General features: G+C 68.2%; 8 protein-coding genes, 1 tRNA gene and 1 pseudogene. 3 read left to right on the top strand and 7 right to left on the bottom strand.

The window, feature by feature from the left end:
- Nucleotides 1–291 precede the first annotated feature (291 nt).
- The 4 genes from ACYQ1H_RS14535 to ACYQ1H_RS14520 form a co-directional block, all read right to left on the bottom strand.
- A tRNA-Arg gene (locus ACYQ1H_RS14535) sits at nucleotides 292–368 on the bottom strand.
- A 22-nt stretch (nucleotides 369–390) separates the two neighbouring features.
- A complete protein-coding gene (locus ACYQ1H_RS14530) occupies nucleotides 391–2,400 on the bottom strand; it encodes a UvrD-helicase domain-containing protein (protein ID WP_460028765.1) in 2,010 nt (669 codons plus the stop codon).
- Nucleotides 2,401–2,485: 85 nt separating this feature from the next.
- Complete coding sequence (locus tag ACYQ1H_RS14525) at nucleotides 2,486–4,000, bottom strand: YifB family Mg chelatase-like AAA ATPase (RefSeq protein ID WP_460028764.1); 1,515 nt, start codon at nucleotides 3,998–4,000, stop codon at nucleotides 2,486–2,488.
- Nucleotides 4,001–4,016: 16 nt separating this feature from the next.
- Nucleotides 4,017–4,268, bottom strand: coding sequence for an accessory factor UbiK family protein (locus ACYQ1H_RS14520; protein ID WP_460028763.1), 252 nt, complete (start codon nucleotides 4,266–4,268; stop codon nucleotides 4,017–4,019).
- Between the two features lie 131 nt (nucleotides 4,269–4,399).
- On the opposite strand from ACYQ1H_RS14520, the gene ACYQ1H_RS14515 reads away from it, so the two are divergent.
- On the top strand, nucleotides 4,400–4,735 hold the full coding sequence (locus tag ACYQ1H_RS14515; RefSeq protein ID WP_460028762.1) for a hypothetical protein: 336 nt from the start codon (nucleotides 4,400–4,402) through the stop codon (nucleotides 4,733–4,735).
- Nucleotides 4,736–4,769: 34 nt separating this feature from the next.
- Here the strand turns inward: ACYQ1H_RS14515 and ACYQ1H_RS14510 are convergent, their stop codons facing one another.
- Together ACYQ1H_RS14510 and ACYQ1H_RS14505 are read right to left on the bottom strand one after the other, a co-directional pair.
- A complete protein-coding gene (locus ACYQ1H_RS14510; RefSeq protein ID WP_460028761.1) occupies nucleotides 4,770–5,789 on the bottom strand; it encodes a DUF6515 family protein in 1,020 nt (339 codons plus the stop codon).
- Between the two features lie 10 nt (nucleotides 5,790–5,799).
- A complete protein-coding gene (locus ACYQ1H_RS14505) occupies nucleotides 5,800–6,612 on the bottom strand; it encodes a DUF2092 domain-containing protein (protein WP_460028760.1) in 813 nt (270 codons plus the stop codon).
- A gap of 363 nt (nucleotides 6,613–6,975) precedes the next feature.
- Between ACYQ1H_RS14505 and ACYQ1H_RS14500 the strand changes: the two genes are divergently transcribed.
- Together ACYQ1H_RS14500 and ACYQ1H_RS14495 are read left to right on the top strand one after the other, a co-directional pair.
- The gene (locus ACYQ1H_RS14500) at nucleotides 6,976–10,605 is read left to right on the top strand and encodes a PAS domain S-box protein (RefSeq protein WP_460028759.1); all 3,630 of its coding nucleotides are present in this window, start codon (nucleotides 6,976–6,978) and stop codon (nucleotides 10,603–10,605) included.
- Nucleotides 10,606–11,013: 408 nt separating this feature from the next.
- A pseudogene (locus tag ACYQ1H_RS14495) lies at nucleotides 11,014–11,862 on the top strand (LD-carboxypeptidase); the annotation flags it as partial.
- A 337-nt stretch (nucleotides 11,863–12,199) separates the two neighbouring features.
- Here the strand turns inward: ACYQ1H_RS14495 and ACYQ1H_RS14490 are convergent.
- A complete protein-coding gene (locus ACYQ1H_RS14490) occupies nucleotides 12,200–12,397 on the bottom strand; it encodes a hypothetical protein (protein WP_460028758.1) in 198 nt (65 codons plus the stop codon).
- Between the last annotated feature and the right edge of the window lie 641 nt (nucleotides 12,398–13,038).

Below are 13,038 nucleotides of genomic sequence, written 5' to 3'. Positions count from 1 at the left end.
CCGGCTAGGGGTGGGGATCGGGGACTTCCGCATCCGCGGCCTGCGGCACGCCTTTGCCGGCTGGCCGGCCATGGTGGATGCCAGTCTCTATGCGTCCGGGACCTGTCCGGTACCGGTCGAACCCGTCGCCATGCGCAACCGGCGCCGGATAACCTGCGGCGAACCGCGGGGTCGATCAGGGTATGACGAAACTATGATAACGGCGTGGCGGGCCCCAGGTGCCATGCGGGTTGCAGCGGTCCTGCCAAGGACCACCCAAGCGGTGGGTGATTTGCTAAGCCATTGATTTGATGGCGCGCCCGATACGATTCGAACGTACGACCTTTGCCTTCGGAGGGCAACACTCTATCCAACTGAGCTACGGGCGCGTGAACGGCGATTATAGCGGATTCAAGGGGCGTTTAACAGACTGCGGAGCTGGGCCAGCGAAGCCTGCCCACGTTCGCGCTTCACTTCCGGATCCAGCGCCCGGCGGGCCGGCCATTCGAGGTCGGCTTCCGGCAGTTCCTCCAGGAAACGGCTGGGCTGGCGGCTTTCCAGTTCGCCGCGGCGCTTGCGGTGGGTGCAGTAGCTCAGCGTCAGATGCTGCTGGGCGCGGGTGATGCCGACATAGGCCAGCCGCCGTTCCTCCTCGATGCCGTTTTCCTCGATGCTGGTTTCGTGCGGCAGCAGGTTTTCCTCCATGCCCACCAGGTAGACGTAGGGAAATTCGAGTCCCTTGGCGGCATGCAGGGTCATCAGGTTGACGCGGTCGCCGGCCTGCTCCTCCTGGCTGCGGTCCAGTACGTCGAGCAGCAGGATCTTGGCGATGACCTCGGCCAGGCTCTTTTCCTGGCCTTCGTCCTCGGTGGCGATACGCCGCAGCCAGTCCAGCAGTTCCCGTACCTGGCCCATGCGGCGGCGGGCGGCTTCTTCGGTATTAGCGGTTTCCCGCAGCCAGCCTTCGTAGTCGATGGCCACGATGAAGTCGTCGATGACGGCGAAGGTGTCGCCGCGCCGGGCGCGGTCGGCGACATCCTGGATGCGGTCGCAGAAGTGCTGCAGCCGCTGGCGGGCATTGTCGGACAGCTCCGCCGTCAGGCCCATCTCGTAGCAGGCGGCGAACAGGCTGATGCGCCGGCGGTTGGCGTAGGCGCCGAGCTTTTCCAGTGTGGTCGGGCCGATTTCGCGGCGCGGCACGTTGACGATGCGCAGGAAGGCCGCGTCGTCATCCGGGTTCACCATGAGGCGCAGGTAGGCCAGGATGTCCTTGATTTCGGCATAGCCGAAGAAGGATTGTCCGCCGCTGATGAAGTAGGGGATGCTGGCTTCCCTCAGTGCCGTCTCGAACACCCGCGACTGGTGATTGCCGCGGTAGAGGATGGCGTAGTCGCGGAAGCGGCTGCCGTGGCGAAACTTGTGGTGAATCAGGTCCGAGGCGATCTGCCGCGCCTCCAGCGTCTCGTCCCGGTGATGCAGCACGCGCAGCGGATCGCCGGGTGCCAGGGCGCTCCACAGGCGCTTTTCGAACACATGCGGATTGTTGGCGATGAGGCTGTTGGCCACGCCGAGTATGCGCCGGGTGGAGCGGTAGTTCTGTTCCAGCTTGATGACCTTGAGGCGCGGGAAGTCGCGTTGCAGCTGGGCCAGGTTTTCCGGCTGCGCGCCGCGCCAGGAATAGATCGACTGGTCGTCGTCGCCGACCACGGTGAAGCGCCCGAGCCGGCCGGCCAGCAGTTTGACCATCTGGTACTGGGTCAGGTTGGTGTCCTGGTATTCGTCCACCAGCAGATAGCGCAGCTTGTTGCGCCACTTTTCCAGGATCTCCGGCTGGTTCTGGAACAGCAGCACCGGTTGCAGGATCAGGTCGTCGAAATCGACCGCGTTGTAGGCTTTCATCTGCCGCAGGTACAGGTCGTACAGTTCCAGCCCGCCGAGCACGGGGTCGGTGCCGTGCCCGGCCGCCTGTTCCGGCAGCAGGAACAGGTTCTTCCAGCGGCTGATCTGGCCGCTGACGCGCTCGGCATGGTCGATGTCCCATTCCGGCCGGCCGTGCTTGATGAGTTCCTTGATCAGTACCAGCCGGTCGTGCTCGTCGAAGATGGAAATGGCCTTCTTGAAACCCAGCGCCGCATGTTCCTGGCGGATGATGTCCAGGCCCAGCGCATGAAAGGTCGACACGGTCAGGCCGCGGATGGCGCGGTCGTCGACCAGCTTGCCGACCCGGCTCTTCATTTCCCGTGCCGCCTTGTTGGTGAAGGTCACGGCGGCGATGTGGCGGGCCGGCAGGCCCTGGCGGATCAGGTGGGCGATCTTCTCGGTGATGACGCGGGTCTTGCCGCTGCCGGCGCCGGCAAGCACCAGCAGGGGATGCTCCACCTCGACGACGGCGGCGTGTTGTTGCGGATTGAGTTGGGACATGCGGGCAGTCAGAGGGGGAGGCGAACGGTCGTGCGGGCGGGGAAGTTTAAGCGATCATCGGCGCGTCCGGGGCGGACCTGCCGGGTCAGCGACGGGGCGCGCGGTCGAGGCGCCGGTAGCCGATGGCTTCGCTCAGGTGCGGCAGCCCGATGGTCTCGGTGCCGGCCAGGTCGGCGATGCTGCGGGCCAGCTTCAGGATGCGATGATAGGCCCGGTGCGACAGCCCCAGCTTGTCCATGGCCTGTTCCAGCAACTGGTGGCCCGCGTCGTCGAGGCGGCAGTCGCGCTTGGTTTCTGCCGCCGTCAGCCAGGCATTCGGGTGGCCGGACCGGTCCAGGGCGCGCTGCCGGGCGGCCTCGACGCGGGCGCGGATGACGGTGCTGCTCGCCTCGCCGCCGGGTGTGCCGTCGCGCAGCATCGCCTGCGGCACCCGGGGCACCTCGACGTGCATGTCGATGCGATCGAGCAGGGGGCCGGAGATGCGGCCGCGATAGCGCAGCACCGCATCCGGCGTACAGCGGCAGCGTCCGGAGGCATCGCCGAGATAGCCGCAGGGGCAGGGGTTCATCGCCGCGATCAGCTGGAAGCGGGCGGGAAAGTCGACTTGACGGGCGGCGCGGGAGATGGTGATGGCGCCGGTTTCCAGCGGCTCGCGCAGGACTTCCAGCACCCGGCGGTCGAATTCCGGCAATTCGTCCAGGAACAGCACGCCGTTGGTGGCCAGCGAGACCTCGCCGGGCTTGGGGTTGCCGCCACCGCCGACCAGTGCCGGGGCCGAGGCCGTATGGTGCGGGGCGCGAAAGGGGGGCTGCCGCCAGCGGAGCGGGTCGAACGGCAGGTCGCTGACCGAGGCGATGGCCGCGCTCTCCAGCGCTTCGGTATCCGTCAGCGGCGGCAGGATCCCCGGCAGGCGTGCCGCCAGCATCGACTTGCCGGTGCCGGGCGGCCCCAGCATCAGCAGGTTGTGGCGTCCGACTGCGGCGATTTCCAGCGCCCGCTTGGCCTGGAAGTGGCCGTGCACGTCGGCGAAATCGGGCAGGGAGGCGGGACTGGCCTCCGCCGGGCCGGGCATGGCCGGCTGCAGCGGGCGCTGGCCGTTCAGGTGCGCGCAGACCTCGAGCAGATGGCCGGCCGGCAGGATGCTGACACCGTCCACCAGCACCGCCTCGGCGGCATTGCCGGCCGGGATCACCAAGGCGCGGCCGGCCTCGCGCGCCCGCAGGGCGACCGGCAACACGCCGGCGATGCCGCGCAGTTCACCGCCCAGCGACAGCTCGCCGAGGCATTCCAGCCCTTCCAGGGGCTCGCGGGGAATCTGGCCGGATGCCGCTAGGATGCCGAGGGCGATGGGCAGGTCGAAACGGCCGCCTTCCTTGGGAATGTCGGCCGGCGCCATGTTCACCGTGACGCGCTGCAGGGGGAACTCGAAGTGGCAGTTCAGCAGGGCGCTGCGCACCCGGTCCTTGCTTTCCTTGACCGCCGCTTCCGGCAGACCGACGATGTTGAGCGCCGGCAGGCCGTTGGCGATGTGTACCTCCACCGTGACCAGCGGCGCCGCGATACCCTGCCGGCCGCGGGTGTAGACAATCGCCAGCGACATGCCGCGCGACGAACCGCTAATCCTGCAGGAGCTGCTTCTCCAGTGCGGCGACGCGGGCTTCCAGCGCCTCCAGCTGCTCGCGGGTGCGTGCCAGGACGCCGCGCTGGACCTCGAACTCCTCGCGGCTGACCAGGTTCATGCGGCTGAAGGCGGCTTGCAGGATGGCCTGGAAGGTCTTTTCCAGGTCGCTTCCGAGCAACTGCAGATCGCCCGGTACGACGCTGGCGAGGCGCTTGGCAAGTTCGTTGAGGGCGGGCGGTTCAAACATGGGCGTATCCCTGTCGGCGAAGATTATCGGGCGGGGAAGGATAGCAAGGGAGGGAAGCCAGCGTCCAAGGCGGGCAGGGGCTTCGGGTAAACTCTCCGGCTTCTTCAGACTGGCGGCAGGAGGGCAGCAACATGACAGGCCATTCGGACGGCGCGGCAGCCGGGGCAAGCTGGTATCGCATCGATCTGACCGCCGAGGACTACGCGGGCGGCGAGGCCGATGTGATCGAGGGGGCCTTCCGCGCCATCTACATCGCCTGCAACGCGCCCCTGGGCATGGCCATGCTGGGCGCCCCCAGAGCCGGCGGCGACGGTTACAGCGTCTATTTCACGCCGGATTCCTGGCCGCACGCGCGGGCCCTGCTGCGGGCCTATGCCGCGCTGCCGGATCAGCGGCCGCGCGGGGTGCGGCTCAGCCTGCGGGTCGGGGATGCCGCGCTGGCCCTGGGTTACGCCAGGGCCTTCTGACCCGGCGCGGGCGGCTGCCGCGCGGCGCCGGGCGTCAGAAGCCGCAGACCTCGCACTTGGCGGGGTTGCTGACGACGCGGTAGATCACGTCGCTGCCGCCGTAGAACGGCTGGTACCAGACGCCGCCGTACTCGAAGTACTGGGTATTGTTGATCTGCCGGGCCACCGCGCTGCCGGGAATGCTGTTGACCTGGATGCCGGCCGGGGGGATGACCACCTGATAGCCGCCGCTGACCGTCTGATAGAAGGCGCCGCCGCAGTCGCTGTAGCTCTGCTGGCCGAGATAGACCGGCGCGCAGTTGCTCGGCAGGTAGCTGACGACGGCCCCGGGCGGTGGCGGCACCAGGGTATAGCCGGTGCCGCCGGACGCCTGGGCGAGATAGGCGCCGTTCGCGTAGTAATAGGGCGTGCCCTCGACCACCACGGTGGTGTACTGGCGCGGCAGGCTGGCCATGCTGGCGCCGATCATCATGCCGGTCATCTCGCCCATCATCATGCCGGAATAGAAGCCGCCCCAGCTGCCGCCGTAATAGTAGGGCACGAATCCGCCACCGTAGTAATAGTTGTTGTTGGTGTAGTGGCGGTAGAGCTCGTTCTGGTTCTGCAGGTGGTTCAGCTCCTGGTCGCGGTTGGCCTGGACCTTGTCCTGTTGCTGGAAGCGGTTCTGCTGTAGCTGGTCCTGCTGCTGAGCGCGGTCCTGCTGCGCCGGCGTCCGGTCGGCGTCACCGCGCTCCGACCAGTCCCGGCCGACCCCCGAGTCGGCGCCCGAGCCGCGCACACTGCCGAGTCCGCCGCCGCCGAAATGGCCGTCGCCGACGCCGCCGCCGCCAAAGCGCTGGACGTCACCGCCGCCAAAGCCGCCACCGCCGAAGGCGCCGCCGCCGGCGCGTTCGCCGAAACCGCCGAGGTGGCCGCCAAAGCCGCCGCCGAATCCTCCCCCGAAGCTGCCGCGGGCCTCCGCCGTGCCCGCCAGCAGCGCCAGCAGGGATAGCCCCAGCAGCTGCCGGGCAAGCGCCTGCAGCGGGGCCATGTCATCGATGTCTGGTCTCTGCATGGGAGCCACCTTACTGTTTTTCCTTGGGTTTTGCCTCGGGGGTCGGGGGTCTGGCCTGGGCCTCCTTGAGGAAGGGAATCCGCATCGCATCCGCCGGCAGGCGGGCCTGGAACAGGCTGTCCGGCAGCCGGCTGCCGAAATCCCAGTCGCTCAGGGTGGCGCTGAACTGCGGCGAGCTCGGCAGGGTCTTGTAGGTGATGACCAGCTTGCGCGGCAGGGGCAGGCGGCCGTCCTCGATCCAGATCTGCCAGTCGACATGACTGTCGACGAAGGCGAGATGCTGGCAGGGAATCCCGCCGACGCTGCTCGGACCGACCACGAAGCCGTAGCGGGTGTTGTGGCCCAGCGCCCTGGCCGGATCCTCGTAGAGGAAATCGGCCAGCGGCAGGCTGAAGTGCAGTTCGTTGACCATGTACTCCAGCGCCTTGTCGGTGTTGCCGGAGAGGGCTTCGACGCCGACGGTGTTCTTCTGCGGGTCCAGCAGCGTCAATTGCTTGCCGTCGAACCACAGGCGCTTGCTGCCGGTGTCGGAGACCTGCCGGGCATGGATGCCGTTCGGGCGACGCAGGGCGATGTCGGTTTCCGCCGCGAAGGCGATCTTCTGGCCGCTCGGCAGCACGTCGTCGTACTGGATATCGGCATGGAAGCTGTACGACTTGGACGCCCGCAGATACTCGCTCATGTCGTGCAGCCACTGTCTGGCCCGTTCCTCGACGACGGGGGCGGGCGGTGGGCTGTCTCCTTCCGCCGGGGCCGGCGACGGAAGCGCGCCGAGCCCCAGTGTCAGGCTCAGCAGCGTTCCAGCTCTCGTCAGGGTGCGCATGATGGGTCTCCTCTGTCAGGCATGGTGGTCGGCCGTGGGCGGGTGCATCCATCGCTCATGCCGGCGGCCAGTGCCGCCCGCGTTGCCCTGGCAGCGGCAGGCTTCCTGCCGCCGGCGAGCGGGCATGACTGCCCATGGCTGTTGATGCGCGGCATGATGCCCGCGCGAGGATACCTCAACCGTGGGACGAGTGCCCGCGGGGCGGCGGTTCTGCGAGGCCTCGTGCTGCGGCCACCGATGCCGGCCTGTGCCGATCCTGGCCGCGAACAATGCTTTAATGGCGGCTGATACAACCTCAGTCGGGTTGCCCAGTTGAGCGCAGGGAACATCAGATTACGCGCATGGCTCGAGCGGATGCTGCGCGTGATCGCGCACAACCGGCAGGATGCCCGCGATCCGGCGAGCCTGCGACAGCCCGGGGAGCCTGCCGCCCTGGCCGATGCCCTGCGCCATGGGTGTGCCGGGCCGCGGCGACCGGCCTCGGCAGCGGTGGCCGACCGCCATGCCACGGCAAGGGCCACGGCCGGCCAGCCCGACCTTTTCGTCCAGCTGCCCGTGCCGGCCCTGCTGCTCGACGACGATGGCCATGTCGAGGTCGCCAACCGCCAGGCCATCCAATGTTTGGGCCCGGCGGCCGGATCGCTGCCGGGGGACGCGTTCATGCGGTTGCTCGATGACGCCGGCCGTCTGTCCTTGCAACGGCTGCTCCGGGACAAGCCGGATGCGGCGAATCCCGCCAGGCTGCGGTTGCGCATCACGGCGGGGGATGGTGGGGAACCCCGCGCCTGTCTCGTCCAGGCCGCCAGCCTGCATGTCGCCGGGCGACCAGCGCCCGGGCTGTTGCTGACCTGGGTCGAGCTGGACCCGGAACCGCCCGGGCAGGTGCCCTGGGCGAGCCCCGGCGAACTTGCCAGCCAGGCCACGCCGGGCGTCACCTGGGATTGGGTTTTCCCGGCGCGGCGGCTCTGGCGGAGCCGCTCCCGCGCCGCGCGGTCCGCCTGCCCGCCCGGCCTGCCGCGGCCCTTCGCCAGGGTGTGGCGGACCCTGACCCATCCGGAAGATCAGACCGGCGTCCGGACGGGGCTCCTGGCCGCGCTGGGTGTGCGTCGCGCCCCGGGGTCCGGCGAGTGTCGCCTGCCACGCGGCGACGGGCGGCAGGCCCATGTCGAGGTTCATGGCTGGATTGCCCGCGACGTCCGAGGGCGGGCGATCAGGCTGACCGGCTCCCTGCGCGACCTGACCCGGCGCAGGCAGGCCGAGGCTTGGCCCGGGGCCCGCGAGGAAAGCTTTCGCGGGATGCTGGAGCACGCGCCGATACCGATGGGGTGCTATGCCCTGGATGCGCGACGCGGCGTCCTGTTTGTCAACCGGCAATTCACCCGGACCTTCGGCTACACGCGGGAGGATATCCCCACGGTGGCCGACTGGGCCGAGCTGGCCTTCCCCGACCCGGCCTATCGCCGGCAAACCTTCGCCTGGTGGGATGAGGCGGTGGCACAGGCCGTCCTGCACCAGGGCGTCGTGCCGTCCCGGGAGATCCGGGTCAGCTGCCGGGATGGGCGCGTGCGCGATGTCCTCGTCAGCGCGTCCGCCATGGGCGAGTGCCTGCTGGTCTCCTTCATCGACATCACGCGACGCAAGCGCATGGAGGCGCGTCTCCGGCTCAGCGAGGAGCGGCACCGGCTGTGGGCCGACAACTCGGCCGACGTGGTCTGGACCATGGACCTGGACGGTCGGTTTACCTACATCAGTCCCTCGGTCGCCAAGATACTGGGACGTACCCCGGAAGAGACCATGGCGATGTCCTGGGACGAGATTTTCACCCCGGATTCCCTGGCCCTGGTGCAGCGGGGCTTCGCCCGAGCCCTGGATGACGTGGCGGCCGGCCGGCCGGTGCAATTCCATGAGCGGCTGCAGGAACGCGGCAGCCACCGGGATGGCCGGATGGTCTGGACGGATGTCAAGGCCACCAGCCTGTACGACCGGGCGGGGCGCTTCCTTGCGATCCTCGGCATCACCCGCGACATCACCGAGCAGAAGCGGACCGAGGATGAACTGCTGGCCATCAAGGAACGTCTCGAGGCGACCTTGAATGCCTTGCCGGATGTCATGTTCAAGGTGGACCGACACGGGCGGATTCTGGAAAGCCATGCGGTGAATGTCGGGCAATATGCCCTGCCACCCACCGAATTTCTGGGCAAGCGCCTCGCCGAGGTGCTGCCCGAGCCAGCCTCCGGCGTGATCATGGCGGCGCTGGAGGCGGCCGCCATCAGGGGCGCATACCGGGGCGCTGTCTACTCGCTGCCGACACCCCGGGGATTGTTGTGGCGGGAGATCTCGATCGCTGCCATGGGCGCCCATGGCGGGACGGCCGAGCACTTCATCCTGCTGGTCCGCGACATCACCGAGCGCAAGCGACAGGAGGAGCAATTGCGCATCAGCGAGGAGCGCCACCGGATCCTGGCCGAGAATACCCGGGACGTGACCTGGGCCATGCAGCTGGATGGCACGGTTTCCTATGTCAGCCCGGCGGTGGAAGAGGTGCGCGGCATCACCCAGGAGGAGGCCATGCGGCAGCCGATCGGCGAGATATTGACGCCGGCCTCGCAGGCGGAGGCTATCGGCTATCTTCAGCGATTGATCGCCGCCGTCCAGGCCGGCGAGCGGCCGGACAGCTATCGCGGCGAGCAGGAATATTACCGCAAGGGTGACGGCACCTTCTGGGCCGAGGTCACCGCCATTCCCATCCTGCGCGAGGACGGCAGCTTCGTGGAACTGCTGGGCGTTTCCCGGGACATCGACGAGCGCAAGCGTCACGAACACGAGCTGAAGCTGGCCCGCGACGCTGCCAACCAGGCCAATCAGGCCAAAAGCCGGTTCTTGGCCCACATGAGCCACGAGATTCGCACGCCCATGAACGGCGTCCTCGGCATGGCGCAGATTCTGGCGCAGGAGCCGCTGACGCCCGATCAGCAGCAGATGGTCGATGGCATCCTGGTCGCCGGCCGGTCCCTGCTCGGCATCATCAACGACATCCTGGACCTGTCCAAGATCGAGGCGGGGCAACTCCAGCTCGATCTCCGCCCCTTTGACCTGGGCCGGACCCTGGCGCATGTCGCCAGCATCGCGGGGGTCAATGCCCGCGCCAAGGGCATCGAACTGCGGCTCGACGCCGATCCCGCCGTTGCCGACGGCTGGCTGGGCGATGCCTTGCGCCTGGAGCAGGTGCTGTTCAACCTGGTGGGCAATGCCATCAAGTTTACCGAGCGGGGCGAGGTGGTCATCCGCGCACAGTGGCGGCAGGCCGATGGCGAGCCGGGTCGGCTGCGCTTCGAGGTGCAGGACACCGGCATCGGCATCGATGCGGAGGGATTGGGCCGCCTGTTCACGCCGTTCAGCCAGGCCGACGGCAGCATCACCCGGCGCTTCGGCGGTACCGGCCTGGGGCTCTCGATCTGCAAGCGCCTGGTCGGGATGATGGGCGGCGAGATCGGGGTCAGCAGCACGCCCGGGACTGGCAGCCTGTTCTGGTTCGACTGGCCGGCCGAGCGGGTTGACCGTCAGGGGATGGCGCCGGCGGAGGGGGCCGCGGCACCGGTTGCGGCCGGGCCGGAAACCGGCAAGCATCTCGCCGGGCTGCGGGTGCTGGTCGTCGATGACAGCGCCATCAACCGGATGGTGGCGGAGCGGGCCATCCGGCTGGCAGGTGCCGCCTGCGCGCTGGCCAATGACGGCGCGCAGGCCCTGCAGATGCTGAGGAGCCAACCGGACCGCTTCGATGTGGTCCTGATGGACATCCAGATGCCGGTCATGGACGGGTTGACCGCGACCCGCAAGATTCGCGCGGATTCCGCCTTGAGCGGGTTGCCCGTGCTGGCGCTGTCGGCCGGGGTGCTGGAGGAGGAGCGCCAGGCGGCGCTGGCGGCCGGCGTGGACGACTTCATCAACAAGCCGCTGGATCTGCAGCAGCTGTTCGCCGTGCTGTCACGCTAGCTCAAGCGCTGAGCGCCGGCCGTCACGGTGTCCGGCGCACCGGCCAGCGGGCAGGCCCCGATGCCGGCGCCCGGGAAATGTGTCGCGCCCATGCGAAGGTAAATCTAGCTTGCCCTCCGGTCTTTTCCGGCTAGGTTTGACGGGTGAGGCTCGCACCGAAGGGCGGTGCGGTCATGTTCCCATTCACCTGCGTGATTCCGCCATGGATACCAGCAGACGCCATTTCCTCAGGCTCGGTGGTCTGGCCACCATGGCCGGCTCCGCCGGCATCGTCCGTTCCCCGTTGCTGGACGCGGAGCCATTGGCGGCCAGCCCGGGCGCCCGCAGCCTTCGTTTCCCCCGGCCCCTGCGGTCCGGTGATGTGATGGGCATCACGTCGCCTTCGGCGGGCGTCAAGCCCGCCGAAGGCCGCGCATGCGGTTTGCCTATCAGACGCTGAATCGCCTGGGTTACGCCTATCGCGAGGGTGAGTGCCTGTGGGGACGATCGCTGCTCAGCGCTCCGGCGCGGCAACGGGCCGAGGAGTTGACCCGCATGCTGCTGGACGACGCGATCGGCGCGATCTTTCCGCCGAATGGCGGCGAGCTGCTGCTCGACATGCTGCCTTTCGTCGATTTCGAACGCCTCGGGCGGACCCGGCCGAAATGGATGCTCGGCTATTCCGACATGAGCACCTTCATGCTGCCCTACACCCTGAAAACCGGTATCGCCACCCTGTCCGGCACCAACCTGTGGGAATGCCCGATCCGATCGACCGAGCGGATCGCCCGGCGTAGCCGGCCGGACATCGTCATCACCCTGAATCCCGACGAAGCCTGGACTCATCCCGAGCATCGTGGGCTGGGGCGGCTGGTCGGACGCCTGCATCGGACTGGCGTCTTTGATCGCCCGGGCGCGTCGCGCCCCCGGCTGTTCGGCCTGCGGGAGCATGGCCGGTACGCCGAATCGCTGAGACCCCAGGTCGGCGACGAGTCTTTCGACCGGCTGGCCTGGTCGCCGGTCCTCAAGGCCACCTACGCCGACGACTGGCGACGGGCAACGGCCAGCTACGTGAGTCAGAGTTCGCACCCGGTCTGGTTCGCGGCCCGGGTAGCCGCCGGCCTGCTGCCGGGTTACGGGGCGCGGGATATGATCCGCCAGCTGAATTGCGGAGCCTGTGCCGAAGGGCTGGGACGCCTGTTGCGACGCTATCCGCCCGCTATCCGGCGCCTGCGGGCCTTGCCCGAACATCCCCGAATCCACCGGCTGGGCCGATAAAGCCGCCTGCATCAGGCGAGCGCCATGGCACGCCGAACGCACGCCTCTGCATCTGGCTACCGGGGCCGGCCGCCCCGGGTAGCCGGCGCTGCCGCATTTTTCCTGGCCATGGCCGCGGCGTGCCAGTTCGCCCCCTCCATGGGCAATCCCGCGCAGGGCAAGCCGGGGGCAACAGCCGAGTGCCGGGCTTGCGGTGCCTGGCAACCTGTCATGGGTGGAGGTGGCGAACCGTGACCGGGTATCCGTCAGGCGCTGCAAGCGGGCGCATTCCCGGGCCGGGCGCGGGAAACCCCGCGCGGCCAGAACAGGCTTGCCGCCTGGTCGGCCAGGCCTGGCATCACTCCCCCTGCTGGTATCGGTAGTGAACGATGTACTTGCACATCTCGGCGGGCAGCTGCCGGCCGGATGGCGTCTCGCAGCCAGAGGCATAGATGTTCACCGTGGCCTGCCATGTGTCGAAGGCCCAGTGAATCAGCAGGGCTATCAGGATCACCGAGCCGATGGCGACCAGAACTTTCAATCCGTCTTCGTGCATGCCTGACCTCGCGTCACGTCGCTCACCCCACCTCAATCACACCAACAGCGTCCGGCTGGCGCCTGCACGGCGCCTGGCTGTACTTCGCGCCCTATGTCCCGTGCATGGGTTTTGGCCTTGCGAAGCGCGTAGGCCGTCTGCAAGTTCATCCAGAATCGCGGGTCGTTCCGCAGTGGCGGCCCAACCGTATGGCAAGACTAGATCGGCATCGATGCCATCGACCTGCTGGAGGATCGCCCGGATCCGCGGGGGAGGCACCACCCCGGCGGCCGCCAGGGTATCCACGTTCAGGTCGGGCGGGGTGTCGCTAGATGCGGATACTGTACCGCCCTTCACGGTCCCCGGACAGCTTCTCAGGCCGATCGCCCGGTGGGGCACCCGGAGATCGGTCACGCACGTGGCCGTCCCGGCATCTCCCGCTTTCTCCTGGCCTGATCCGCGATGGCTCTGAAAGCCCTTTGGGGCTGATATCGGCCTCAAGGAACCGCTGTGTACGCTGGCAGCGGATGCCGTTGATCATGGTGGCGGGATGTTGCTCCCTGACGATGGGGATTGCCCCGGCAGCGGGCAGGATGCGGTGCCGGGGTTTCCTGGCGGACACATGCCTGATCGTTAAGCACTTCGCGACAAGTTGATTTGCC

This window comes from Methyloparacoccus murrellii (assembly GCF_054657115.1).
The sequence above is the reverse complement of the archived record's forward strand: the minus strand, read 5'-3'. Positions and strand labels throughout refer to the sequence as shown.